Origin of the sequence: Geomonas diazotrophica, assembly GCF_018919385.1 — a bacterium.
Taxonomy (GTDB): Bacteria; Desulfobacterota; Desulfuromonadia; order Geobacterales; family Geobacteraceae; genus Geomonas; species Geomonas diazotrophica.
Genome location: NZ_JAHLMF010000001.1, coordinates 42856 through 67952 on the forward strand (window position 1 = coordinate 42856; position 25097 = coordinate 67952).

General features: G+C 63.8%; 25 protein-coding genes and 1 riboswitch. Of the genes, 14 read left to right on the forward strand and 11 right to left on the reverse strand.

The window, feature by feature from the left end; genetic code table 11:
• Positions 1–105 precede the first annotated feature (105 nt).
• Complete coding sequence (locus KOM00_RS00215) at positions 106–825, reverse strand: Smr/MutS family protein (RefSeq protein ID WP_216496829.1); 720 nt, start codon at positions 823–825, stop codon at positions 106–108.
• Between the two features lie 232 nt (positions 826–1057).
• Between KOM00_RS00215 and KOM00_RS00220 the strand changes: the two genes are divergently transcribed.
• Positions 1058–2491 carry a GspE/PulE family protein gene (locus KOM00_RS00220; RefSeq protein WP_236026658.1) on the forward strand — a complete coding sequence of 478 codons (1434 nt, stop codon included), beginning with the start codon at positions 1058–1060 and terminating at the stop codon, positions 2489–2491.
• On the opposite strand, the gene KOM00_RS00225 is transcribed toward KOM00_RS00220, so the two are convergent.
• The 3 genes from KOM00_RS00225 to KOM00_RS00235 are packed head-to-tail and all read right to left on the reverse strand — an operon-like array spanning position 2475 to position 6365.
• Positions 2475–3464 carry a PilZ-like domain-containing protein gene (locus KOM00_RS00225; protein WP_216496830.1) on the reverse strand — a complete coding sequence of 330 codons (990 nt, stop codon included), beginning with the start codon at positions 3462–3464 and terminating at the stop codon, positions 2475–2477. The genes KOM00_RS00220 and KOM00_RS00225 overlap by 17 nt on opposite strands.
• A 48-nt stretch (positions 3465–3512) precedes the next feature.
• Positions 3513–6191: a DNA polymerase I gene (polA, locus tag KOM00_RS00230; protein WP_216496831.1), complete on the reverse strand. Its 2679-nt coding sequence runs from the start codon at positions 6189–6191 to the stop codon at positions 3513–3515.
• Positions 6192–6365, reverse strand: a complete 174-nt coding sequence (locus KOM00_RS00235) for a DUF4177 domain-containing protein (protein ID WP_216496832.1) — start codon at positions 6363–6365, stop codon at positions 6192–6194.
• 184 nt (positions 6366–6549) lie between these two features.
• Between KOM00_RS00235 and KOM00_RS00240 the strand changes: the two genes are divergently transcribed.
• Both KOM00_RS00240 and KOM00_RS00245 read left to right on the forward strand, forming a co-directional pair.
• Positions 6550–6723 (forward strand): hypothetical protein, encoded by a 174-nt coding sequence (locus tag KOM00_RS00240; RefSeq protein WP_183345018.1) that lies wholly within the window; start codon positions 6550–6552, stop codon positions 6721–6723.
• Positions 6724–6827: 104 nt separating this feature from the next.
• On the forward strand, positions 6828–7250 hold the full coding sequence (locus KOM00_RS00245; RefSeq protein ID WP_216496833.1) for an Hsp20/alpha crystallin family protein: 423 nt from the start codon (positions 6828–6830) through the stop codon (positions 7248–7250).
• Between the two features lie 4 nt (positions 7251–7254).
• Here KOM00_RS00245 and larE read toward each other — a convergent pair whose 3' ends face one another.
• The 3 genes from larE to KOM00_RS00260 form a co-directional block, all read right to left on the reverse strand.
• Positions 7255–8061, reverse strand: a complete 807-nt coding sequence (gene larE, locus KOM00_RS00250; RefSeq protein WP_216496834.1) for an ATP-dependent sacrificial sulfur transferase LarE — start codon at positions 8059–8061, stop codon at positions 7255–7257.
• A 100-nt stretch (positions 8062–8161) separates the two neighbouring features.
• Positions 8162–8620 carry an RrF2 family transcriptional regulator gene (locus tag KOM00_RS00255; protein WP_216496835.1) on the reverse strand — a complete coding sequence of 153 codons (459 nt, stop codon included), beginning with the start codon at positions 8618–8620 and terminating at the stop codon, positions 8162–8164.
• Between the two features lie 111 nt (positions 8621–8731).
• On the reverse strand, positions 8732–8941 hold the full coding sequence (locus KOM00_RS00260; protein ID WP_216496836.1) for a hypothetical protein: 210 nt from the start codon (positions 8939–8941) through the stop codon (positions 8732–8734).
• Positions 8942–9074: 133 nt separating this feature from the next.
• Here KOM00_RS00260 and dapF point away from each other — a divergent pair, with 133 nt between their 5' ends.
• The 5 genes from dapF to dtd all read left to right on the forward strand — a co-directional run bounded on the left by dapF (position 9075) and on the right by dtd (position 12315).
• The gene (gene dapF, locus KOM00_RS00265; RefSeq protein WP_216496837.1) at positions 9075–9914 is read left to right on the forward strand and encodes a diaminopimelate epimerase; all 840 of its coding nucleotides are present in this window, start codon (positions 9075–9077) and stop codon (positions 9912–9914) included.
• Positions 9915–10037: 123 nt separating this feature from the next.
• Positions 10038–10475 carry an HIT family protein gene (locus tag KOM00_RS00270; RefSeq protein ID WP_216496838.1) on the forward strand — a complete coding sequence of 146 codons (438 nt, stop codon included), beginning with the start codon at positions 10038–10040 and terminating at the stop codon, positions 10473–10475.
• Entirely contained in the window at positions 10475–11326 is an 852-nt protein-coding gene (locus KOM00_RS00275; RefSeq protein ID WP_216496839.1) for a deoxyribonuclease IV, read from the forward strand. The genes KOM00_RS00270 and KOM00_RS00275 overlap by 1 nt, the downstream gene beginning before the upstream one ends.
• A gap of 24 nt (positions 11327–11350) precedes the next feature.
• On the forward strand, positions 11351–11869 hold the full coding sequence (locus KOM00_RS00280; RefSeq protein ID WP_216496840.1) for an O-acetyl-ADP-ribose deacetylase: 519 nt from the start codon (positions 11351–11353) through the stop codon (positions 11867–11869).
• Positions 11866–12315, forward strand: coding sequence for a D-aminoacyl-tRNA deacylase (dtd, locus tag KOM00_RS00285; protein WP_216496841.1), 450 nt, complete (start codon positions 11866–11868; stop codon positions 12313–12315). The genes KOM00_RS00280 and dtd overlap by 4 nt, the downstream gene beginning before the upstream one ends.
• A gap of 2 nt (positions 12316–12317) precedes the next feature.
• Here the strand turns inward: dtd and KOM00_RS00290 are convergent, their stop codons facing one another.
• Positions 12318–12689 carry a pyridoxamine 5'-phosphate oxidase family protein gene (locus KOM00_RS00290; protein ID WP_216496842.1) on the reverse strand — a complete coding sequence of 124 codons (372 nt, stop codon included), beginning with the start codon at positions 12687–12689 and terminating at the stop codon, positions 12318–12320.
• 110 nt (positions 12690–12799) lie between these two features.
• Between KOM00_RS00290 and KOM00_RS00295 the strand changes: the two genes are divergently transcribed.
• From KOM00_RS00295 to metX, 5 genes are all read left to right on the forward strand, one after another.
• On the forward strand, positions 12800–13657 hold the full coding sequence (locus KOM00_RS00295; RefSeq protein WP_216496843.1) for a TIGR02757 family protein: 858 nt from the start codon (positions 12800–12802) through the stop codon (positions 13655–13657).
• Entirely contained in the window at positions 13657–15372 is a 1716-nt protein-coding gene (gene pabB / locus KOM00_RS00300) for an aminodeoxychorismate synthase component I (protein ID WP_216496844.1), read from the forward strand. Before KOM00_RS00295 ends, pabB begins: the two co-directional genes overlap by 1 nt.
• Positions 15373–15482: 110 nt before the next feature.
• Positions 15483–16346, forward strand: coding sequence for an NAD(P)-dependent oxidoreductase (locus KOM00_RS00305; RefSeq protein WP_216496845.1), 864 nt, complete (start codon positions 15483–15485; stop codon positions 16344–16346).
• Positions 16343–16513, forward strand: a complete 171-nt coding sequence (locus KOM00_RS00310; RefSeq protein ID WP_216496846.1) for a hypothetical protein — start codon at positions 16343–16345, stop codon at positions 16511–16513. The genes KOM00_RS00305 and KOM00_RS00310 overlap by 4 nt, the downstream gene beginning before the upstream one ends.
• Positions 16514–16599: 86 nt before the next feature.
• Positions 16600–16698, forward strand: a riboswitch (SAM riboswitch).
• Between the two features lie 99 nt (positions 16699–16797).
• The gene (gene metX, locus KOM00_RS00315) at positions 16798–17901 is read left to right on the forward strand and encodes a homoserine O-acetyltransferase MetX (protein WP_216496847.1); all 1104 of its coding nucleotides are present in this window, start codon (positions 16798–16800) and stop codon (positions 17899–17901) included.
• A gap of 262 nt (positions 17902–18163) precedes the next feature.
• Here the strand turns inward: metX and KOM00_RS00320 are convergent, their stop codons facing one another.
• From KOM00_RS00320 to KOM00_RS00330, 3 genes are all read right to left on the reverse strand, one after another.
• Positions 18164–19366 (reverse strand): acetate kinase, encoded by a 1203-nt coding sequence (locus tag KOM00_RS00320; protein WP_216496848.1) that lies wholly within the window; start codon positions 19364–19366, stop codon positions 18164–18166.
• A gap of 213 nt (positions 19367–19579) precedes the next feature.
• Positions 19580–20611: an endonuclease/exonuclease/phosphatase family protein gene (locus KOM00_RS00325; RefSeq protein WP_236026659.1), complete on the reverse strand. Its 1032-nt coding sequence runs from the start codon at positions 20609–20611 to the stop codon at positions 19580–19582.
• A gap of 58 nt (positions 20612–20669) precedes the next feature.
• Positions 20670–21602, reverse strand: coding sequence for a polysaccharide deacetylase family protein (locus tag KOM00_RS00330; protein ID WP_216496850.1), 933 nt, complete (start codon positions 21600–21602; stop codon positions 20670–20672).
• Between the two features lie 275 nt (positions 21603–21877).
• On the opposite strand from KOM00_RS00330, the gene recC reads away from it, so the two are divergent.
• Positions 21878–25096, forward strand: coding sequence for an exodeoxyribonuclease V subunit gamma (recC, locus tag KOM00_RS00335; RefSeq protein WP_216496851.1), 3219 nt, complete (start codon positions 21878–21880; stop codon positions 25094–25096).
• Position 25097 lies beyond the last annotated feature (1 nt).

A 25097-nucleotide genomic window follows, 5' to 3' on the forward strand; every position in this document is an offset into this window, starting at 1 on the left:
CCGCAAGCGGAGGCTGCCCGGATCTTCGAAATGCAGGTGTGAGCTCTCATCCGGAGGCTGCAAGAGACCTAAGCGTTGGGGGTGCCCGGTCCAGCCCCCGGCCCCCTAGCTTTTAGCTACTTCCTCTTCCGGCTCCACCTTTTTCTCCTTGAAGAACACCACGAAGGCACCGCTCCCACCCATGTCGCTGGGTGCCTGCACGAACTCGGCGACCATCCCCTTGCCGTGCTCCCTGAGCCAGTTGGCGACGGCAACCTTCACCACCGGCTCGCCCGGGGAATTGTTCCCCTTTCCGGTGATCACCAGCACCCCCTTCTGCCCTCGGTTGTAGGCGGCTTTCACGAAGCGGTCCAGGTTTTCCAGCGCCTCGTCCCTGGTCAGTCCGTGCAGGTCGAGCTGCAGGTCGATCCTGATGCCGCCACGGCGGACCTGGCGCAGCCGGTTTACCGCCGCAGGTCGCGGGGCCGGCTCATCGTCCTGGATCTGGTCGGAAAAACGGACGTCGAGCCGCAGGGCCTCAAGGGCTTTGAAGAAAACCTCGTGGTCCTCCTCGTCGCGCCGGGCCTTCACCGTCTGCTGGGCTTTCACCTGCGCCGGAGCGGGGCTCCCCGACAGGCGCCTTACCCCTGCCACGGCTTCGAAGAACAGCAGCTCGTCCGACAGCTCCTGCACCGCCTTCGCCGGCTTCTCCTCCTTCTTTTTCGGGGGAGCCGAGGCAACCGGTGCGCCGTGCAGCTCGAGGGAAGCACCCTTGAGCGCCTTGAACGGTGAGGCGCTGAACTCTTTCTGCTTTGTTTTTTGTTTCTCTTTGTCCTTGTTTTTCATGGGGCGGGCCCTTTCTTTCGCTTCTGCTCTGCCTGCGGCCCGATCCTGCGGAGTGACAGATGCGCGCTAGCACAAGCTGCTGTTTTTACAGACATTGAAGGTGGAAGGTGTGCGATTTCGACAGAGGAGATAAATTAGCCTGCTCCAATCGGCATGGTATACTACCAAGGTTTTGGGGCGTATGTCAACGAAGAGTGTCGCGACCGAGCGGCACTCACGCGGGGGAAGGTGCATGGAAAGCTACGGCAACTACCCGAACCAAGCGGTCCGCAAAGACGGGATGGACGACTCCGGCCTGGAAATAGCCTCCCTGCTGGTGAAATCCGGGTACCTGGCGGAGAACCAGCTTGCCTACGCCCAGCGGGTGAAGACCAAGCTGGTGACGCCGAGGACGCTGATCGCGGTGCTGCTCGAACTCGGTTTTTTCAGCCGTGAGCAGTTGCGCGAGACCCTGCGCAGCAACATCGTTTCGGTGAAGCTGGGCGCCCTGCTGGTGGAGCTTGGCTACCTGAAACCGGCCGAGTTGCAAGCGGCGCTCGGCATCCAGCGCGACGGTGACAACTGCAAGATGCTCGGCGAGATCCTTGTGGAGCAGCGCTTCATCGAGGAGTACACGCTGGCTGAGGTGCTGGCATTCCAGTTGGGCTACCCGTTCATCGATCTGCAGGCCTCCGACATCGACCGATCGCTTTTGGCCAAGGTCCCGCAACACTGGCTCGCGCAGCACAACTTCGTCCCGGTCCGGGAGGAGAACGGGCAGATACTGGTGGCGATAGCGGACCCTTTGAACCTGGAGGGAAGACGAACCGCCGAAAAGCTTTTCGGCCAGGGGAACACCATCTTCACCATCTGCACCATGAAGGCGATCCGCGAGGCCTTCACCCTCCTGAAGCGGGGGATGATCCAGGGTGACGGCACAGCGACCGACGAGCACACCGTCACCGGCATCGTCAACACCATCTTCGAAGAGGCGCTCAAGGAGGGGGCCAGCGACATCCACATCGAGCCGATGCGCAGCGTGCTCCGGGTACGCTTCCGCCGGGACGGGATGCTGGTGCTCTACAAGGACCTCGCCAAGGAGCTGGCGCTGCCGGTGAGCAGCAGGATCAAGGTGATGGCCGAGGCCGACATCGCCGAGCGAAGGAGGCACCAGGACGGCAGGATCTGCTACGAAAGCCCCAAAACCGGCGCCACCCTCGACATGAGGGTCTCCTTCTACATCACCATCCACGGCGAAAAGATCGTGCTGCGCCTTTTGAGCATGAAGGGTGAGCTTTTGGACCTCAAGGAGATCGGGATGCCCGGGCGCATGCTGGAGCGCTTCATCGACGACGCCCTCGACACCCCAAGCGGCGTCCTCATCGTCACCGGCCCCACCGGCAGCGGCAAGACCTCGACCCTGTACAGCTGCGTGCAGCACCTGAACGAGCTCTCGACCAGCATCGACCATCACACCGAACTCGCCGACACCGGCAACGTGCTGTTGAGCCTGGTGCGGCTGGTGGATCACGCCTGCCGGAAGCTGGGGCTTGGAGGGGCGCCGGAGCCGAACCTGATGCTGGCGGCGACCTTCGAGGCGCAAAGCATGGGGATCAAGGAGATCATGCTCGCGGAGCTGGAGATCATGATCGAGGACGCCATGGAGATGGTCACCGCTGCCGCTTGAGGAACTCCACGAATCCCTCGTCGAAAATCCGCTGCACCTCCCATTTTTCGCCCCGGTCCTTGGCCATGCGGATGGCCCGCACCTGGCACCCTATGAAGGCGACCAGGAGGATGAAGGCCAGGGCGATCTGCAGGCGCCAGGCGAAGGGGGACAGACCCGGCTCCGGGGACGGCAGCACCCTCGGGGTTTGCTGGGAAAGTTGCAGCAGTTGCTGCGCCGATATGTAGCCGATCAGGCGGTCACGGTCGGCCTCATCGATCATGCGGTAGCGCACCGCGGTGCTGAAACGGACCTGATCGGTCAGGTCCCGCACCTCGACCACCTCCCCCACGATCTCGACCGGGTGCTTGGCGTTGGGGATGTAGATGCTGAGCTCGATCAGCTGCCCCGCGATCAACTTCTCGTTGATGTTGATGCGCAGGCCGCCCCCCGAGATGTTGGCCGCCACCGGCGGGGTTTCCCTGCGTTTTTCCAGCCTGGCCCGGATCTCCTCCCTGCTGTCCTCGAGTTCCTCCGGTTCGCCCGGTTCCGGGGTCTGCGCCGCGAACTCCATCTCCCGGCGCCGTTCCAGCCAGCGCAGCCTCACGTCCGCCTCGATCTGGGACAGGGGAAGCCGGTAGTCCAGGGGGAGATAGACGTCCTGGCGATAGTACTCCCTGGGCTCGAAGGGGTAGACGTCTTCGATCAGCCGCAGCGCCAGGCGGTGCTCCGCGGCGTCGATGCGGACCAGTACCGCGCGGCAGGTGAGCGCCTGTTCCTGGTCGGGTAGCCCCACGTTCAGGGTATGGCCGGTCTCGAGCCTCGCTTCCTCGGGGAGCTGGTCCCGCGAGAGATCGACCAGCAGCAGGTCGTCGTCCAGCGTGGCGACCATCCCCCATTCCGGGAACCAGCCGCCTCCTTCCAGCGGTATCCCCACGCGGACCCTGAGTCCTTCATGGAAGTATCTCGCGTACTGTTCCAGCTCCTCAGCCATGACGCCTCCGTCCCTCAAGCTCCTCTTCGGCGGCTGCCGCCGAAAACGTTAGTGGGCCTCGGCCCAGTTCAGGCCGAAGTTGAGGTCTACCTTGAGCGGGACGGAGAGGGGAAGCGCCCCCTCCATCTCGCTGCGCACCAGCTCAGCCATCAGCTCCCGCTCGTTTTCAGGCACCTCGAACACCAGTTCGTCGTGCACCTGCATGATCAGGCGGCTGGCCACCCGCTCGTCGCGCATGCGGCGGGAGACCTTGATCATGGCCGCCTTGATGATGTCCGCTGCCGAGCCCTGGATCGGGTAGTTGGTGGCGTTTCTCTGGGCGAAGGCGCGCACGTTGCCGTTTTTGCTGGCGATCTCCGGGATCTGCAGCCTCCTCCCCAGGATGGTGGTGACGAAGCCGCAGGTCTCGGCCTCGGAGATGCAGCTGTCCAAGAAGCTCCTGGCACCGGCGTGGCGTTCGAAATAGTTGTCGATGAAGGCCTTGGCCTGCTTGGCGGTGACTCCCAGTTCCTTGGCCAGCGAAAAAGCCCCCTGGCCGTAGATGATGCCGAAGTTGATCACCTTGGCCTGGCGCCGCATCTCGGGGGTGACCAGTTCCGGGAACATGCCGAAGACCTCGGCGGCGGTGCGACGGTGGACGTCCTCGCCGGAGGCGAACGCTTCGCAGAGGACACGGTCGCCGGAGAGGTGCGCCAGCACCCGCAGCTCGATCTGGGAATAGTCGGCCGAAAGGATCAGGCTTCCCGGCTCGGCCACGAAGGCGCGCCTGATGTCGCGCCCCTCCGCTCCGCGCACCGGGATGTTCTGCAGGTTCGGATCGGACGAGGAGAGCCTGCCGGTGTTGGTGACCGCCTGGTTGTAGGAGGTGTGCACCCGCCCGGTCCTGGGATCGACCAGCTTGGGGAGGGCGTCGGTGTAGGTCGACTTAAGCTTCGAGATGCTCCGGTACTGCAGCAGCAGCCGCGCCACCTCGTGCTGCTCGGCCAGCCGCTCCAGCTCCTCGACGTTGGTGGACCAGCCGGTCTTACCCTTGGTCTTCTTGCCGACCGCGAGCCCCATCCGCTCGAAAAGCATCTCCCCCAGCTGTTTGGGCGAGTTTATGTTGAAGGGGCCGCCGCAGTGGTCGTGGATCTTCGCCTCCAGCTCGATGAGCTGCTTGCCGAACCCGGTGGAAAGCTCCTTCATGAGCTCCGGGTCGAGCTTCACGCCGCACAGCTCCATGTCCGCCAGGATCTCCAGGAGCGGCATCTCGAGGTCGAAGAGGAGCTCCTCCATCCCCTGCTCGCGCACCTTGGGGAGCAGGATCTCGTGCAGCAGGAAGGTGGCGTCGGCGTCCTCGCAGGAGTAGGGGCCGGCGCGGTCCAGGTCCACCTCGGAGAAGTTCAGCTCGCACTTGCCGCTGCCCGCCACCTCTGCGTAGGAGATCATGCGGTGGTCCAGGTACTCAAGCGCCAGGGCGTCGAGCCCCTGGCTGTTGCGCGACGGGTTGACCAGGTACGCCGCCAGCATGGTGTCGCACCAGATGCCGGCCAGTTTCACGCCGGAAAGTTGCAGCACCTGGTAGTCGTACTTCAGGTTCTGGCCGATCTTCTTGCGGGCGGGGTCGGTGAGAAGCGGTCCCAGGAGTTCCAGCACCAGCTTTTCGGGGAGCTGTTCCGGGGCGCCCAGGTAGCGGTGCCCGACCGGGATGTAGTAGGCCTCGTGGGAATGGCAGCTGACCGCGTAGCCGACGATGCAGGCCTCGAACGGGTTGAGGCTCGTCGTCTCCAGGTCGATGGCGAAGGCAGGCGCCTTTTCCAGCTTCGCCACGAGCTCGCGCAGCTCGGCCTCGGTCAGCACCAGCGCGTAGCGGTCGCAGGAAAGGGTGGGCGAGCTGGTCAGGTCCTTCAACAAGGTGGCGAAACCGTACTCGCGGAACAGCGCTGCCAGCCGGCGGTTGTCCGGAGGGGTCACCGCGAAATCGTCGATGTCGTACTCGATGGGGACGTTGCAGTCGATGGTGGCCAGGGTGCGGCACAGGCGGGCCTGGTCGGCGAACTCGACCAGCCGCTCCCCGGTCTTCCCCTTCACCTCGGAGGCCCTCGCGAGCAGCTCGTCCAGCGAGCCGAACTCCTGCAGGAGCTTCTTGGCCGTCACCTCCCCGACCCCCGGGACGCCGGGTATGTTGTCGGAGGTGTCCCCCCAAAGCGCCAGCACGTCTACCACCCGTCCCGGCTCCACGCCGAACTTCTCGATGACGTCGGGGATGCCGAAGCTCTTGTCCTTCATGGTGTCCAAAAGCGTCACGTGCTCGGTGACGACCTGCATCAGGTCCTTGTCGCCGGTGACCACCACGCAGTCGAGCCCCGCCGCCTCGGCCTTCTTGGCGATGGTCCCGATGATGTCGTCCGCCTCCCAGCCGGGAAGCTCCAGCGCCGGGATGTTGAAGGCCCGCACCATCTGCTTGATCGGCTCGATCTGCTGGGCCAGATCCTCGGGCATGGCGCTCCTGGTCGCCTTGTAGGCGGGGAAGAGCTCGTTTCTGAAGGTGATCTTGCCGGCGTCGAAGACCACGGCGACGTGCGCGGGAGCCCGGTCCTTCATGACCTTCAGGAGCATCTGGGTGAAACCGTAGAGCGCGTTGGTGGGGAAGCCGTTGGGGGAGCTCAGGTGGCGGATGGCGAAATAGGCCCGGTAGATATAGGAGGAGCCGTCCAAAAGGTACAGGGTTTCTCTCTCGGCCGTCACCTAGTTCTCCTCTTTGGTGAAGACCACGAAGGCCATGGCCGGGCGCTTGCTGGCGTCACGCATGGCGAACTGCATGGCGTCGAATTTCCATCCCTTCCGGGTCCATTCGTTGAGCGCCTCCTCGATGGCGTCCTCGGAAACGTGGCTTAACTCGACCACCTTGTACTGCAGCATAAATACTCCTCACGACTGGGATTTTCCCGGCCATATTATCCGATAAACCCTTATGCTTCAAGGCGAAATGTTCTGTTGCAAAAAAGATCCAAACTGCTATGATTCACAAAAATAAAAAAAGGGGGTGCAGCAAGTTCAGGCAGTTAGGCGTCGGCGTTAACAACCAGGTAAAAGGGGAGCCAGCATGGCACGAGACGAAGAAAAAACCATCGACGAATTGGCACAGCGGATGGAAATCAACCTGGCAATGGACTACGAGAAAAAGGACTTGAAGGCACAAAGGGAGTTGGTCAAACAACACCTCTACGACGGCTCCAAAAAATTGAAGCACACCGTACCCAAAGGGAAGCGGATTTAAACCAGAAGAAGGAAACAACGGGGAGGGGGCTTGAGGAAACGGCTCCCTCCCCTTAAATTTTGCCTACCATACGCGCCCGGTGGCGCACCTTGCGGAGGGAGAAGATGGCGATCGTCAGGTACAACCCGCTCAGCGAACTCAGAAGCATGCAGGACAAGATGAACCGGCTGCTGGACCTGGCCTGGACCCGCGAGATCGGGGAGGAGATCAGGGAGGGGGTCTGGCACCCGCCGGCCGACGTCTACGAGAGCAACGCGGCGGTGACCATCAAGGTGGAGCTTCCGGACCTGGAGCTGGACGACATCGACATCAGGGCGGAAGACCACACCCTCACCATCAAGGGGGAAAGAAAGCACAGCGAGGAGATACGGAAGGAAAACTTTCACCGGATCGAGCGTTTCTTCGGCCCCTTCCAAAGGAGCTTCGCCGTCCCTCCCGACTTCGACACCACGGGCTTCAGCGCGAGCTGCGACTGCGGCGTCCTCACCATCGTCATCCCCAAGACCATCACGGTGGAGATCACCTGAGGGCTCACCCCTCGTTCATGCTGCCGGTGCGGTACCCCTGCAGGTCGAGCGACACGTAGGTGAAGCCGGCCTGCCGGAAGAAGTCGAGGGTGCGCTGCCGAAGCGCCGGCTCCAGCATGCGCCCAAGTTCCGCCTCGGAGAGTTCGATGCGCGCGCTCTCCAGGTGGAACCTCACCCGGTACACCTTGAACCCCTCCCCCTTCAGAAACTCCTCGCAGCGCTCCACCTGGTTCAGCCTCTGTTCGGTGATCTCGGTGCCGTAGGGGAAACGGCTGGCCAGGCAGGCGTAGGCCTGCTTGTCCCAGGTGGGGAGGCCCAGCCCCCGGGAAAGCTCCCGTATGTCGGCCTTGGAGAGTCCCGCCTCGAGCAGCGGCGAGCGCACCTTGAGCTCGCAGGCGGCGACGCGCCCGGGGCGGTAGTCCCCAAGGTCGTCGGTGTTGCTGCCGTCGGCGACAAAGGCGAAGCCGAGTTCGCGCGCCTTGTCGCTGCAGATCCGAAACAACTCGCTCTTGCAGTGGTAGCAGCGGTCCTTTGGGTTATGGCTGAAACCGGGGATCTCCAGCTCGTTGGATTCGACCAAAAGCTGCGTGGCGCCGACGGACGCCGCCAGGCGCTTCGCCTCGCTGAGTTCCGATTCGGGGTAGGTGGGTGAGGTTGCGGTGACGGCCAGGACGCTCCCGGTTCCGAGCGTGTCTATGGCCGCCTTGAGCAGAAAGGTGGAGTCGACCCCGCCCGAGAAGGCAACCAGGACGGTTCCCATCTCGCGCAGGGCCTCTTGCAGTTTCGTGTATTTTTCCTGGGGTGATGCCATGGTGCCTCGCAGGACCGCCGCCCCGGGGACACGCCGCGTAACTCACAGCCGTTGGTGCCGCCGCGGCTGCAGTCATTTTGTGATGGGAGCTGCCCGCCGTCTAGATGAAGTACATGAAGCGATGATCCTGCTCCCGCTTGATCCCCAGCGCCTCCCCCCGTTCGCACAGGGTCTTCAGGGTGACCGACTCGAAGAACTCGTTGAGCCTGGAGTTGGATTCCTCCCAGACGGTCTGGGTCACGCAGCTTCCGTCGAAGCCGCACTCCCCTTTTCGCCTGCCGGCGCAATCGACGATGAGGGTGTCCCCCTCGGTCGCCTCGATCACGGCGCGCACCGTGATGTCCTCGGGACTCTTGGCTAGGCAGTATCCACCCTGCGGGCCGCGCTTGCTCTTCAGGATGCCGTGCTTTTTCAGCCCCTGGAAGATCTGCTCGAGGTAACGAGGCGAGATGTCCTGACGCCGCGAGATATCCTGGATCTGCGCCGGCTGGCTCCCGGCGTTGTAGGCGATGTCGAAAAGAGCCCTCAAGCCGTAACGGCTCTTGGTGGAAAGTCTCATGTCTGTATCTCCCGCTGTTTAATGGTTAAGCGAGGATACAATACCACATTTTTCATGTCAACAATATAAAGAATTGTATGTCCGAATTTACCACTGCAGGCCTGGGCCATATCACCAGTACCGCTGGGGCGGCTCGACACGCTCCACCAGGGTGATGTAGCCGTCGACTACCTGGAAGACGTCGCCGTAGATGTTGGTCCACTTGTCACCCTCTTCCAACGGCACCGGGACCTCGCGGCTGCCCAGGAATACCTCGGCGTCGCCGATGTAGGCGTACCACTCCAGGCTGCCGTTCATCCAGAGCTTGTTCTTGATTTCCATTAAACCTCCCCGCCTTTTTTTCTCATGATCTTACTGAAAAGTATACGCGTCGGTCAAGCAACTCCGGTTTTCGCTTGTTGCCGCAGGCCGTTTTTGTTATTAGAGAATGACATTTTCCTTGGGGGTCTTTTCCATGAAATTCACAAAGATGCAGGGTGCCGGCAACGACTACGTCTACGTCAACTGTTTCGAAGAAACCGTGCAGGACCCCGCCGCCGTGGCCGTCAAGGTATCCAACCGCAACTTCGGAATCGGCTCCGACGGCCTCATCCTGATCATGCCCAGCGAGGTGGCCGACGTCAGGATGCGCATGTTCAACTCCGACGGTTCCGAGAGCGAGATGTGCGGCAACGGCATCCGCTGCGTCGCCAAATACGCCTACGACCACGGCATCGTGGCCAAGAAGGAGATCACCGCCGAGACCGGCGCCGGGATCCTGACCCTGCAGCTCTTCACCGGCGCGGGGAACAAGGTGGAGAAGGTACGCGTCAACATGGGGCCGCCCCGGCTAACCCGGAAGGAGATCCCGATGCAGGGTGATCCCGACGCGAAGGTGATCGGCGAGCCGCTCAACATCCTGCACTCCACCTTCAACATCACCTGCGCCTCCATGGGGAACCCGCACTGCGTCATCTTCGTGAACGACGTGGACGGCTTCGAGGTGGCGAAGTACGGGCCGCTCATCGAGAATCACGAGCTGTTCCCGCGCCGCACCAACGTCGAGTTCGTGCAGGTGATCTCGCGCACCGAAATACGCCAGCGCACCTGGGAACGCGGGGCCGGCGAGACCCTTGCCTGCGGCACCGGCTCCAGCGCCGTCACCGCGGCCTGCGTCCTGAACGGCCTGACCGAGAAAAAGATCCTGAACCACCTGACCGGCGGCGACCTCGAAATGGAGTGGAGCGAGGACGGCAACATCTACATGACCGGTCCGGCGGTCGAGGTCTTCAGCGGCGAGATAAACATAGGTTAAGATTGAGATTAAGATTAAGGAGAAGCGAGATAAACATAGGTTAAGATAGAGATTGAGATTAAGGAGAAGCTCAATCTTTGTCTTAATCTCAATCTGCCTTTAATCTGCCTTTAGGAGCTTTTTGTGAACTCATGCCCCATCTGCACCAAATGGGAAGACGACGTAGACCAGCGGGTCATCGAACTGGAACACACCATGGTTTCGCTGAACCGGGACCAGTTCTTCGCCGGTTACTGCTTCGTCTACACCAAGGACCACGTCACCGAACTGTTCCATCTCTCCGAAGCGGTGCGAAACGGTGTGATGGCCGAGGTCTGTGCCGTCGCCGAGGCGCTTTACAACGCCTTCAGCCCGGATAAGATCAACTACGAACTGCTCGGGAACATGGCGCCGCACATGCACTGGCATGTGGTGCCGCGCCGCTCGGGGGACCCGCTCTGGCCCCGCCCGCACTGGAGCGAGCCGCACCGGGAACTGATCCTCAAAAGCGAGGAGTACCTGGCAAGGGCCGAGCTGATCAGGACCCACCTCGGGAAACTGGGCGTCAAGGGGAGGGCGTAATGGACCTATTGGGCGCTCACGTCTCCATCTCGGGCGGCATCCACAACGCCGTCGACCGCGGGGTCGCCTCCGGCTGCGGCGTGATCCAGCTCTTCACCCAGAACGCCAACCAGTGGCGCGGCAAGGCCGTCTCCGACGCCGACGCCCAGCTCTTCCGGGACAAGTTCGCTGCCAGCGGCATGAAAAGCGTCATGAGCCACGACATCTACCTGATCAACCTGGCCGCGGCACCCGGCGAGGTGAAAGACAAGAGCCTCGTCGCCTTCCGGGAGGAGCTGGAGCGCTGCGCCAAGCTCGGCATCGACAAGGTGGTCATGCACCCCGGCTCGCACAACGGCGACGGCGAGGAGGTCGGCATCAGACGCGTCTGCGAGGCCTTCGACCAGCTCTTCGCCGAGGTGCCGCAGTTCACCGGCAAGGTACTCTTGGAGAACACCGCGGGCCAGGGGAGCAACCTGGGCTACAAGTTCGAACACCTGAAGGCGATCGTGGGGGGCTGTTCCGACCCGACCCGTTTCGGCGTCTGCTTCGACACCTGCCACGCCTTCGCCTCGGGCTACGCCATCGCCGACAGGGAAGGTTATCGCAGGACCTTTGACGAGTTCGACGCCCTGCTCGGCATCGACCGGCTGATGGCCTTCCACCTGAACGACTCCAAGAAGGGGCTGGGGTGCAGGGTGGACCGTCACGACCACATCGGCGCCGGGACGCTCGGCCTCGAGCCCTTCCGCTTCATCCTGAACGACCCGCACTTCGCCCTGGTCCCGAAGGTGATCGAAACCCCGAAGGGGGATGACGACGAGATGGACGCGGTGAACCTGAAACTTTTGCGGAGCCTGATCGAAAGCTGATCCGGAACCGAGAGGGGGTACGGCATGCGCGAGAAGGTTGACATCGTACAGGGGGATATCACCAAGGTGGCGGTCGACGCCATCGTCAACGCGGCCAACAGCTCGCTCCTGGGCGGGGGTGGGGTGGACGGCGCCATCCACCGGGCGACCGGTCCCGAGCTCCTCGCCGAGTGCCGCGCCCTGGGGGGATGCCCAACCGGAGCAGCCAAGATCACCAAGGGGTACCGGCTCCCGGCCCGGCACGTGATCCACACGGTGGGTCCGGTCTGGCACGGCGGCGGCAGCGGCGAGGCCGAACAGCTCCGCTCCTGCTACCGCAACTGCTTCCGGCTGGCACACGAAAACGGGCTTACCGGGATAGCCTTCCCCGCCATCAGCACCGGCGTCTACGGCTATCCCAAGGGTCCCGCCTGCCGGATCGCGCTGGAAGAGGCCAAGGCGGCGCTGGCAAGCTATCCCGAACTGGGAAAAATAATCTTCGTGGCGTTCTCCGCCGAGGACGCCGAGACCTATCGGGAAACGATGCAGGAGGTTTTTCTGTGAAGGCGGTAATTCAGCGGGTCAAGCGGGCCAGCGTGACTGTGGCAGGAAAGGTGGTCGGAGAGATCGGCCCCGGAGTCCTGGTGCTGCTCGGCGTGGAGATCGGCGACACCTGCAAGCAGGCGGACTGGATGGCGGAGAAGATCGTCAACCTGAGGATCTTTACCGACGACCAGGGGAAGATGAACCTCGCCCTCCCCGACGTCAAGGGAGAGATGCTGGCGGTCTCCCAGTTCACCCTGGCGGGCAACTGCTCCAAGGGGAGACGCCCCTCGTTCGATACCGCTGCCGCTCCGGAGGAGGCCAACAAGCTGTACAGCTATTTCATGGGACAGGTCTGGGAGCTCGGCGTGCCGGTGCAAAGCGGGATCTTCCAGGCCGACATGGAGGTGTCGCTGGTGAACGACGGGCCGGTGACCTTCGTCCTGGAGACCCCGCCCAACCGCTGAGCTCACATGAGAGGCCGTACCTCTTCGACCTTGAAGTAGACCACGCAGGAAACCGCGGCGCTTGCCTGCGGGCTCGCCACCAGCGCGGTCCGCTCCTTTATCTCGCCCAGAAGTTCCCCTTCCCCCTTCTCATCGGTCATGGTGAGGGTCAGCCTCCAGCCGCTGTAGCCTCGCGACGGCGCCAGGTACAGGTAACTGGCATGCGGGTTTTGCCTCAAGTTGGCGATGCTGCGCCCGTCGCCAAAACCCCAGGCCAGCGTCTGGTCGTCGACTACGTGCGGTATGGCGAAGACGGCGAGGTTCACCACACCGTTGGCGTCGGCGGTGCCCAATATGCCGCGCCCCCCTTCCGGAAACAGTTCCGCAAGCTTCATGTGTTCCGCCCCCTTTTCTCTTTAAGCTGATGAACCACTATGATAATCTAGCAGGCCCGTAAGAATTGTCTACCGCGCCCGCGGGCCGGTCAGCAGCGAAGGAAGAGCACGTGGAGCTGAAAACCATACTCGAAGCACTGTACCAGAACCGCTCCCAGGCCCACCTGGCCAACGACCCGCTCTCGTTTTGTCACCGCTACAGCGACCCACTGGACCAGGAGGTCGCGGGGCTGGTGGCCTCCTCGTTCGCCTACGGCAACGTCAAGATCATCAAGAAGAACCTGGCCGGCATCTTCCAGGCCATGGGCCCCTCTCCGCGCCGCTTCGTGGAGCGCTTCGACCCGAAGCAGGGTAGCCGCCTCTTCGCCGGCTTCAAGCACCGCTTCAACGACGCCCGCGATCTCTGCGCCCTCTTGCTCGCCTGCCGGATCATGCTCGAGGAGGCCGGCTCCGTCGAGAAGTGGCTGCTGCGCTTTTACACCCCGGCGGACGAGGACCTGACCGGGACCCTTTCCGGCTTTTCCGAGGCGGCGAAGAACCTCGACCTCTCCCCCGTGTTCGGCCCCGGCGGCGTTCCCGCGGACTCGTACTATCCCTTCTTCTTCCCCTCTCCCGCCTCGGGGAGCGCCTGCAAGAGACTCTGCATGCTGCTCCGGTGGATGGTGCGCCCCGCCGACGGCATCGACCTCGGCATCTGGCACGGCATCTCACCCGCTCAACTGGTCATCCCCGTCGACGCCCACATCCAGCGCATCTGCCGCTTCCTCGGCTTCACCGGCCGGAAACAAGGGGACTGGCGCATGGCCTGCGAGATTACCCGGGCCCTGCGCGAGCTCGATCCGGCCGACCCGGTCAAGTACGACTTCGCCATCTGCCACCTGGGGATCTCGGAAGGGTGCGACGGCAAGGACAGGCTTAAGTGCGCCGCCTGCCCCATCGGCGACATCTGCTCGGCGGGGACCGATTGATGCACCCCTTTCCGGCATACCTGCACGGCTTCGCCTTCACCGGCCGGGTCGGCGAGATCGTCGCCAGGACGCCGGGAGAGGTGCTGCCCGCCTTCGAGGAACTGCAACGCCAGTTGGCAGCGGGGTTCCATGCGGCGGGTTTCGTCTGCTACGAGGCCGCCGGCGCCCTCAACGACGCCCTCACCACCCCTCCCGCGCACCAGATGCCGCTCCTCTGGTTCGGCCTCTTCACCGAGCGAAACGCCGAGCCCTTCCCGCTGCACCAGGCCTCCTTCCGCTGCTCCGACTGGCAGACCAGTCCCGGCTTGGACGCGTATCGGGACTCGGTGCAGGAGATCCGGGAACTCATCGCCGCCGGAGACAGCTACCAGGTCAACTACACCATGCGGCAACGCTTCACCTTCAGCGGCTGCTCCCGCTCCTTCTTCAGCGAGCTCTGCCGCAACCAGCCAACCCCCTACAACAGCTATATCGAGTGCGGCAGGTGGCGCCTTCTCTCGGCCTCGCCGGAGCTGTTCTTCTCCCTGTCCGGCGGCAGGCTGGTCACCCGCCCCATGAAGGGGACCGCCCCGCGCGGCCGCTGGTACGCCGAGGACCTGGCCCGAAAGGAGCGGCTCCGTCAGAGCCCGAAGGACGTGGCGGAGAACCTGATGATCGTCGACCTGCTGCGCAACGACATGGGGATGGTTTCCCGGACCGGCTCGGTCCAGGTCAGCTCGCTGTTCGACGTAGAGAGCCACCCGACCGTGCACCAGATGACCTCCACCATCGAGTCTCGGGTCGGGGAAGGGGTGTCGCCGCTGGAGCTGTTCCGGGCTCTGTTCCCCTGCGGGTCGGTGACCGGCGCGCCCAAGAGACGCAGCATGGAGATCATCGCGGGGCTGGAGGGGGAACCGCGCGGACTGTACACCGGCTGCCTCGGCTATTTTTCTCCCGGCGGTGAGGCGCAGTTCAGCGTAGCCATCCGGACCGCCGTCCTCGACCATGAAACCGGGCGGGGCGAGATCGGCATCGGCAGCGGGATCACTTACGATTCGCAGCCGGAGGCGGAATACCAGGAGTGCCTGGACAAGCGGGCCTTCGTTGCAGAGCAGCGGGGCGAATTCCACCTGATCGAGTCGCTGCTGCACGACGAGCGGGGCTACTTCCTGCTCGAGCGGCACCTGGAGCGGCTGGAGCGCTCGGCCCGCTACTTCTCCTTCCCCCTCGCCGAGGGCGCGCCGCGGCGGGCCCTGGAAGAGACCGCCGCCAGGCTCGCCCCTTCGGCGCGCCACAAGGTGCGACTCATGCTCTTCGGGGATGGCCGGCTGAGCTGTGAAGCGGCGCCGCTCCCCGAGGCGATGCCGGAAGCCAAGGCCGCCTTCGCGCGGCAACCGGTCAGTTCCGCCGATCCCTTTCTCTACCACAAGACCAGCCGGCGCGACCTGTTGCACCGGGAGCTCGCGGCCCGCCCCGACCTCGACGAGGTGATCTTCGAGAACGAGCGTGGCGAACTGACCGAAGGGGCCTACAGCAACCTGGTCGCCGTCATCGACGGCAGGAAATGCACCCCGCCGCTTGGCAGCGGGCTCCTCCCCGGCACCCTCCGCGAAGAGCTGCTGGCGCAAGGGATGATCGAGGAGAGGATCCTGAAAAGGGAGGACCTGGCACGAGCTGATGCGGTTTTTCTGGTAAACTCGGTGCGCAGGTGGCGCCAGGTGACCCTGGTACCATGAGCGCCCCCCTCACCCGGCCTGCGGCCGTCCTCTTACGCCCACGGAACCAGGCCTGGCGGCGAGCGAAGGTCGAGGGGCACCCACCACTGCAGACAAAAGGAGGCAACACCATGGAAACATACGGTTTCTTGGGGCTCGGCATCATGGGGAGCGCCATGGCCAAAAACCTCATCAAGGCGGGCTTCAAGGTAAAGGTCTGGAACCGCTCCCAGGCGAAATGCGAGGAATTCGCCGCGCTCGGAGCAGCCGTCGCCGCGACGCCTGCCGAGGTCACCTCCTCGTGCGCCGTAACCATCGCCATGCTGGCCGACCCGGCCGCGGCCCGTGAGGTCTGCTTCGGACCGGCCGGTGCCCTGGAGGGGATCGGGGCGGGGCGCGGCTACGTGGACATGTCCACCGTGGACCCCGCCACTGCGCAGGAAATAGCGGCGGCAATCACCGCCAAGGGGGGACAGTTCCTGGAGGCGCCCGTGTCCGGGAGCAAGAAGCCGGCCGAGGACGGCACCCTGATCATCCTCGCCGGCGGCGACCACGGCCTCTTCGACAAGGCGATGCCGCTCTTTGAAAAGATGGGCAAGAAGAGCCTGTTCCTGGGCGAAGTGGGACGCGGCGCGGAGATGAAGCTGATCGTCAACATGGTGATGGGGGGGATGATGACCATCTTCTGCGAGGGGCTCGCCTTGGCCGAGAAGGCGGGGCTCGCCAGCTCCGACCTCTTGGACGTGCTCGACTCCGGTGCCCTGGCCAACCCGATGTTCAAGCTGAAGGGGGGGCAGATGACCCAGGGTGTCTTCGACCCGGCCTTTCCGCTCAAGCACATGCAGAAGGACATGCGCCTGGCCGTCGCCCTGGGGGACTCCCTGAACCAGCCTCTTTGCTCCGCCGCGGCCGCCAATGAGAGCTTCAAGAGGGCGAAGGCGATGGGGCTTGCCGACCGCGACTTCTGCGCCGTCTTAAAGGCCATCAACTCATGAAAAAGCTGCTCTCTTTTGCCGGGGTGTCGCTTTTGACCAGCGCCTTTCTGGACCCGTTGATACAGTCCGGCCTGGACAAGCCGGTCCCGTGGGCGCGCGACTTCGGGATGTTCCTGGCGGGGGCGGCCTGCCTGTACATCCTGGTCAAATACCATCGGCAGCTGTAGCGTGCGTTGTGAACCCGGGGCTCAGTTTGCCGTTGACAAATGGGAGCGGCTCCCTTATCCTGCTCCGAAAATTGAATAGAAAGACCTGCTTATCTAGAGTGGTGGAGGGAAAGGCCCTGCGAAGCCACAGCAACCGGCCCATCGGGCGACAGGTGCTAAATCCTGCCGAAAGGCGAAGATGAGAAAGGCGCTTTTGCACCATTGCCACACCCGAAAAGCCCCTTCTCACACCGAGACGGGGCTTTTTTCGTGCCGGTTCCGGCACCCGAAAGTACGAGAGAGACATGTCCTACGGCATCGTGACAGAACAGATCACCACCTTCGACACCGAGCTGCGCCTGGAGAGCGGCCGCATCCTCGGGCCGATCGACATCGCCTATGAGACCTACGGCACGCTCAACGAGGCCCGCTCCAACGCCATCCTGGTGACCCATGCCTGGACCGGGAGTGCGCACCTGGCCGGCCGCCACAGCGAAGACGAGAAGCGCGCCGGCTGGTGGGACGAGATCGTGGGACCGGGGTGCCTTTTGGACACCGACCGCTACTTCGTCATCTGTTCCAACGTGATCGGCTCCTGCTTCGGCTCCACCGGCCCGACCTCCATCAACCCCAAGACCGGAAAGCGCTACAACCTCGCCTTCCCGGTCATAACGGTGCGGGACATGGTCAAGGCCCAGACGCTGCTCCTGGACCGGCTCGGCATCGAGAAACTCTTCTGCGTCCTGGGCGGCAGCATGGGCGGGATGCAGGCCCTGGAGTGGGCCACCCAGTACCCGGACAGGGTCGCCTCGGCGGTCGTGCTGGCCACGACGCCGCGCCCGTCGGCGCAGGCGATCTCGCTGAACGCGGTGGCGCGCTGGGCTATCTTCAACGACCCTACCTGGAAGAAGGGGGAGTACCGCAAGAACCCCAAGGATGGCCTGGCGCTGGCCCGCGGCATCGGGCACATCACCTTCCTCTCCGACGAGTCCATGACCGCCAAGTTCGGCCGCCGCTTCTCGGCCCGCGACGGACAGTTCGACTTCTTCGGCCAGTTCGAGGTGGAGCGCTACCTGAACTACAACGGCTACAACTTCGTGGACCGTTTCGACGCCAATTCCTTCCTCTACCTGGCCAAGGCGCTCGACCTCTACGACGTCGCCGCCGGCTTCGAGTCGATGGAAGAGGCCTTCGAGCCGGTCCGCGCGCCGATCCAGTTCTTTGCCTTCACCTCGGACTGGCTTTACCCGCCGGCACAGACCGAGGAGATGGTCGCCACGCTCCAAAACCTGGGCAAGTCGGTGGAATACCACCTGATCACCTCGGCCTACGGCCATGACGCCTTCCTCCTCGAGCACCAGACCTTCACCCCCATGGTGCAGTCCTTCCTGGACGGCATCAAACCATAACGCGATCTGCCCCCCCTGTTTTACCGAATGCGGCTATCGGGAGACGTTCAGCATCAACGTAGGGGCGAATAATTATTCGCCCCCGTTGGCATCTTTGCCCATCCCGCCATTGACGTTGGTCGGGCGCCGGGGGCGGGCGAATGCTCATTCGCCCCTACAGGTGCGGTCATAGCCCCCTCTCCTTGGAGGCAATAGCACGCAAAAAAAGGGCGGATGATCGCTCATCCGCCCCCTTCGGTAACTGCTCCGACTCCCGTCGAACCTACTGCCACCCCATGATGGCCGCGACGTCCTCGTTGAGGACCATGTCCTCGCCGCTTGGTATCACGAAAACCTTGATGGAGGAGTGGTCCGCGCTGATCATGACGTCCTTTCCTCCCATGAGGGCCTCGGCGTCCCGTTTCAGATCCACCTCGATTCCGAACTGGCTCATTCCCTGGAGCGCCATGCCGCGCACCGGCCAGTCCTCCCACCCCTCGCCGTAGGTGAACACGATGGCGTCGGGCTTGCCCGTGACGGCGATGTAGGCCCCCAGGTACTTCCTCAGCCGGTAGGCCTCCATGTCGAGGGCGAGCTGGCAACGGGGATCCCCCACCACCGCTTCGTCCACCACGGTCCGGCGGCTGACCCGGCGCCCCACGATGCCGGCCAGGCCGCTCTTCTGGTTCAGGAACAGGTCGAGCTCCGTCACCGACACTCCCGCCTCGTTGGCCATGAAGGGGATGATGCCGGGGTCGATGTCGCCGCAGCGGGTACCCATCATGACACCCTCGAGCGGGGTGAGCCCCATGCTGGTGTCGACGGACACGCCGTTTTTGACCGCGCAGAGCGAGACACCGTTGCCGGTGTGGATGGTGACCATGTTGGAGTTTTCCAAAGGCACTCCGGCCAGTTCGGCCCCTCTCCTGGCGGCATGCAGGTGGGACTGACCGTGGAAGCCGTAGCGCCTGACGCCGTGTTTCTGGTACCACTCGTAGGGAAGCGGGTACATGTAGGCGGGCTCGGGCATGGTCTGGTGGAAGGCGGTATCGAAGATGGCTACCTGGGGTAGTTCCGGAAGGAGTTCCTGCGCCGCACGGATACCGGCGATGTTGGGCGTGTTGTGCAGCGGCGCCAATGTCGCCACCTCCCTGATCGCCTCGACCACATCCTCGTCGATCAGCACCGATCTCGTGAAGCGCTCTCCCCCGTGCACCACCCGGTGCCCGATGGCCTTGATCTCTGTAAGGTCGCAGATCGCCCCTTCGCCTACGAGGGTGTCGAGAATCAGCCGCAGTGCATCCGTGTGATCAGCGCACTCCCCTTCCAGGTGCTTTGGGTCTGCCCCGGGAACGCGGTGGGTCAGGAAGGAATCCCCTACCACGATCCTTTCCACCTTGCCGGTGGCCACTAAGGACCGCTCGCCCCAGTTGTAGAGTTGGTACTGTGCCGAGAACCTCCGGCAGTTCAGGGTGAGAATCAGCATGCTGCTAAACTCCGATCCGGGCAGGAGAAAGCTCAGTCGTGCCCGCTGCAATTTGCGTATCTTCGGGAGAGGTACCGGGATGTCAGCTACGATACGTGTGGAGAGTATGATCGGTGGGATGCCGCGGTCTTCACGGTTTCGCATTGACGGAACGTCCATAACTAGCACTATCTGTGGAAAAGTGCAAACAGTAACGGGTATGACAAAAGGAAACTAACGGGCATCACTGAGGATGAAATCCGCTATGACGGGACGGTGATCGGAGGCCCTGCGGGTTCCTACCCAGCAGCGCTGGGTCTTGATCCCGGGAGTGGTCATGATGTGATCGATGCGCATCCAGGAAGCCCGCAGCCAGGGCACCTTGTTCTTGAGCAGGAAGTGCCCGTAGGTGTAACCGTACCCCCTCCCCCCCTGGGCGAAGGCGTCGCTGAGGCCTGCTTTCCTCAGGGTCTCACAGACCAGCGAGTGATCAGGCGAGTTGAAATCGCCGGCAACGACCACCTCCCCCTTTTCCCGTGCCAGGTACCCGGACACCGCCTGTGCCTGCCTGAGGCGCGTATCCACGTTGGCCTCGAAGCGGTCGATGGCCTTGGGGATGTACCAGGCGCCCCGCCGCGCCTTGCGGAAGGCGTTCAGGCCTCTTCTCGGGGTCTTGAAATGGACGTTGTAGAGGGTGATGTCGCGGGAGCCGACGCGCACCCGGCAACGCAGGAAGGATTCCCCCTTCCTCTCGTGGTAGGGGAGATCATGGACCTCGACATCGGAGATGGGAAACCTGCTGGCGACGAGATACTGCCCTTCGTTGTGCATCTGCCAGCCGGCCAGGTAGTCCGCCAGCGGGCCGCCACCTGCATCGACCGCGTCCTGGAAAAGGACGATGTCGGGACGGCTTCTTTCCAGTTCCTCCACCAGCGGCATCAGGTCGCGCTTGCCGTACTTGACGTTCCAGGTCATCACCCGCAGCGTCTGAGGGGACTCTCCCCAGACCTTGTGCAGGGACCAGTGCCAGTCCATGATCGGCCCCAGAACCCGCAGGACGCCCAGAAGTGGCGCCCACACCAGGAGCTTCGCGCCGCGACAGGCGGCAAGGGCCAGCAGCAGCCCCGGAACCGCCCAGATGAACTGGGGGAGGTAGAAGTTCAAGGCGGCAACCCAGAAGCGGTCCGGGCCTAGCCGGTTGAGAATGGTGATGGCGGCCAGCAAAAGAACGTAAGCCGTGTTGAGTCCCAGGAGCCAGTTGAACATACTCATCCGCCTCCCTTGGAGCCCCGGCCGCTCCTGCCTGCCCGGGAGCGCCACACCCCTAGGATCTGGTGACGCTCTGGTTCCAGAAGGAGGCCATTTCCTGGGGCAACAGGTGCCAGTACTGCCCGTCGTATTCCGTCGCGATATGGTGCAGCAGTTCCCGGTACAGCTCGCACGGGTATTCGTCATAGCCAACGTCGCCGTCGAAACTCATGTAGTCGGGGTGGGTGATCAGCAGGGCCATTCCGCCGTGGTCAGCGATCCAGCTCAGTTTCTCCTTCCAGATGCGGATGTCCTTCTCCCGGAACAGGATGAACATGGTGAAGTCCTGGGGGAGCGTGTAGGGGAGCACCACGTATTCCCTTCCCCTGACCTTGGTCTGGTGCACCGGGAAGATCGTTTTCAGTCCGTCGGATTGCGGCTCGAAGGGGTCGGTATCGAAAGCGGATGCCTCGTAAAGGATGTCAAGCCGATGCAGCCATTCGAAGTTGTGATAGACACACGGGGAGCGGAAGCCGACCGCACCCCATTTCTTCAGGTAATCGTTGATCTGCTGCGCATGCTCTTCGAAGGTCTGCTGCGACTCGTAGAGCTTCCGGTTATGTTCCAGGCCGTGCACCCCCACCTCGAAGCCATAGGACACCAGTTTCTCCCTCAGCGTTTGGGGAAGGTGGTAGTCATGGGCGACGAAGTTGAAGGAGGAGCGGAAACCGAGCTCCTGCTCGAGTGCCATGAGCTGCTCGCAGCGCGCCACGCCGCGCGCCGTGTCGACATCGTGGGTCAGCACCACGGAAAACCGTCTCCCGTCCGGCCACCCCCGGAACCCCGGAGGCGTGGCGCCCGCCTCGGGATCGATGGGCCAGACGTTTTGAAAGATGTAGCGCTTGTACTTCGCCACTACGCTGCGCAGCATGATCTGAAACCGACGCGACATCCAAGGCTTCATCTGGTAATAAGCGCGTGCGAGGGCCTCCTCGATGAAGGGCTTCATGACCTCTCCTTTGCATGCCGCGCAGGCCCGGATCATCGGACCGGCGAGTCGACGGTGAAGGGACAACGAGGCGGAACCGGCCATTAATTAGGAAACACAAAGACAAAATATATCCAAAGCGGCGCGCAATGCAAGCACCCGGAAGGGGGCACAGCGCCGCCCGCAGGCCTCTTTTCACCGAGACAGTCGCGGGAGGATATGATATGTTTTCCAATCCGCGGGGCTGGGGCCTCCCCCCCCGGAAAAGCCCGTATCCCCCCGCACCACGAGGATCGATGCCCCTGTACATCCACACCAGCAACCAGATGGAGCACCTGGTGGACCGCCTGGAGAAGGTGGTCCGCGCGCCGCGTCGCGCGCCCTGCACCCCGTTCGACAAGGAACTGATCGTGGTGCAAAGCAAGGGTATGCAGCGCTGGCTTTCCATGGAGCTGGCGGCGCGGATCGGCGTCTGGGCCAACGGGGAGTTCCTCTTCCCCAACCGCTTCGTGGAGCAGGTCTTCGCCAAGGTGCTCCCGGACGCGCCGGAGCAGGCCCCCCTGTTCTCACCCGAGGTGATGACCTGGAGAATCCTGGGGCTCTTGCAGCAGGCGGGGGGAAAGCCCGGTTTCGAGGAGATCGCGGGATACCTCTCGGACGACGCGGACGGGCTGAAGCGGATGCAGCTTGCCCAGCGCGTCGCAGACACCTTCGACCGCTACACCGTCTACCGCCCCGAAAAGCTCATGGAGTGGGAGCAGGGAAAGGAAGAGCATTGGCAGGCGCAGCTCTGGCGCGCCCTCAGCGGGGACGTCTCGCAGAAGCACCGCGCCCGCCTGCTGCACGAGTTCCGCAAGGCGCTGGCCGGCGGCCGGCTCCCCGACCAGCGCCGCATCTCCGTGATCGGCATCCCGTCGCTTCCGCCGTTCCATCTCGAGGTCCTGGCCCGCCTCGCCCGGCACGCCGAGGTAAACCTGTTCCTGCTGAACCCCTGCCGCCAGTACTGGGGCGAGATCGTCTCCGAGCGCGAGCTGGCACGGCTGGAGAAGCAGGGAGAAGGCGCGGAGCAGTGGTACGAGACGGGGAATCCCCTGCTCGCCTCCTGGGGGAAGCTCGGACGCGACTTCTTCGCAGCCATCATCGACGGCTGCGGCGAGCACGACAGGCAGGACAGCTTCTCGGAGCTCCCGCAGGGTTCGCTGCTGCATGAGGTCCAGGCCGACATTGTGGAGCTGCGCGGCGCCGACGCGGGCGTGCGCGAGGTCGAGTCGGGCGACCTCTCCCTCGAGGTGCACTCCTGCCACTCGCCCATGCGGGAAGTCGAGGTGCTCTACGACACCCTCCTCTCCATCTTCGACGCAGACCCGTCGCTCTCCCCCCGAGACGTGCTGGTGATGACCCCGGACATCGAAAGCTACGCCCCCTACATCTCCGCCGTCTTCGGCAACCCCGAGACCGGCGCCGAGCGCATCCCCTACTCCATCGCGGACCGCAGCCTCAAAAACGAGGGGGAAGGGGCCCAGGCGCTGCTCGCCATCCTCGGGCTGTGCGGCGGCCGCTACGGGGTGGCCACCGTGCTGGACATCCTGGAATCGGCGCCGGTGGCGCGCCGCTTCGGGCTCAACGAGGACGACCTGGAGACGGTGCGCGACTGGCTCAGGGGGGCCAACATCAGGTGGGGGATCGACGCCGTCCAGCGCGCCGAGCATGGCGTCCCCCCTTTCCACGAGAACTCCTGGGCGGCCGGGCTGGACCGGCTGCTCCTGGGTTACGCGATGAACGGCGACGGCCGCTCCTTCTACAACGAGATCCTCCCGTTCGACGACATGGAGGGGGGCGTGGCGCTGGTGTTGGGACGCTTCCTCTCCTTCTGCGAAAAACTCTTTGCCGAGACGCAGGGACTCTCCCGCCCCAGGCGGGTTGCGGAGTGGGTGCCGGTGCTGCGCCGGATCCTGGACGACTTCATCCTGCCGGACCAGGAGGGGGAGCGCGAACTCCTCTCCCTGATAGAGATCGTGAAGAAGCTCGGAGAGTGCGGCAGCCAGGCCGGTTTCGAGGAAGAAATCGGCATCGAGGTGGTGCGCTACTGGGTGGAACAGCAACTGGGGAGCTCGGAGCGGGGTCTCGGCTTCCTGACCGGCGGGGTCACCTTCTGCGCCATGCTCCCGATGCGGAGCATCCCGTTCCCGGTAGTCGCCCTGATCGGCATGGACGAGGGGCAGTTCCCGCGCAAAAACCCCGCCCAGGGTTTCGACCTGATGACCAGGGAGCACCGCCCCGGTGACCGCTCGCCGCGCGACGAGGACCGGTACCTGTTCCTGGAGGCGCTCCTCTCCGCCCGGAAGCGGCTGCACATAAGCTACGTGGGACAGGGCATCAAGGACAACGCGGAACTCCCCCCCTGCGTGCTGGTCAGCGAGTTGCAGGACTACCTGGGGAGGTGCTTCGTAACCTCCGAGGGGAAACCCGCGGGGAAGTCGCGGCGCCACCCGCTGCAGCCCTTCAGCCCCAGGTACTTTACCGGCGACAACGGGCATTTCAGCTATTCCCAGCAGAACTGCGCCGGCGCCGCGGCGAAGCTCCTGCCCCCCGCCCCCCCCGTGCCGTTCCTGGCCACCCCCCTCCCCCCGTGGGAGGAGTCGTCGACGGTGACCCTGAAGTCCCTGGTGGATTTCCTGTGCAACCCGTCCAAGGAGCTGTTGCGGCGCAGGCTGGGGGTCCGCATAGTGGAAGGGGATGACCCGCTGGAAGAGGTGGAACCGTTCGCGCTGGGATCCCTGGAGAAGTACCAGCTGGAGCAGGAAATCGTGGCGGCGGTGCTGCGCGGGGAGGGGCTGGAAGTCCCCTTGACCGTAGCCTGCGCCCGCGGCGATCTCCCCCCCGGGGTCTGCGGCGCCGCGCTGTACCAGAAGCTGGGCGAGCCGGCAGCGGAATTCGCGGCGAAGGTGAGCGAGGTGGCCGCCGGGGAGCCGCTCCCTCCCCTGGACATCGACCTGAGGCTCCCTGCCGGGCGCATCATCGGGCGGCTCGAAAACCTGGGGAGCGACCGGATGGTGCGCTACCGCTACACCGACCTGAAGCCGAAGGACCAACTGCGGCTCTGGGTCGAACACCTGGCGCTCAACTGCGTGCAGGCCGAAGGGTACCCGTTGCAGAGCACCTTCGTCGCCGCGAAGAGCACCGTCAACCTCCCCGCCATCGACGACAGCGAAGGGCACCTGAACCGGCTCCTGGAGCTCTACCAACAGGGGATGAGCTCTCCGCTCAAGTTCTTCCCGGAGACCTCGTTCGAGTACGTGAAGAACGCCCGCGAACCGAAAAACGCCGCCAAGGCTCTCGGCGCCGCCGCTGCGGCCTGGCAGGGCAGCGAGTACAAGAAGGGTGACGTCAAGGACGAGTACTGCCGCCGCTGCTTCGGCGAGGCTCCCCCGCTCGACGAGGACTTCCAGGCCCTGGCCCGCGCGGTTTGGGACCCAATCCTGGACAACCTGGTGAAGAGCGGCAGGAAGAAGTAAC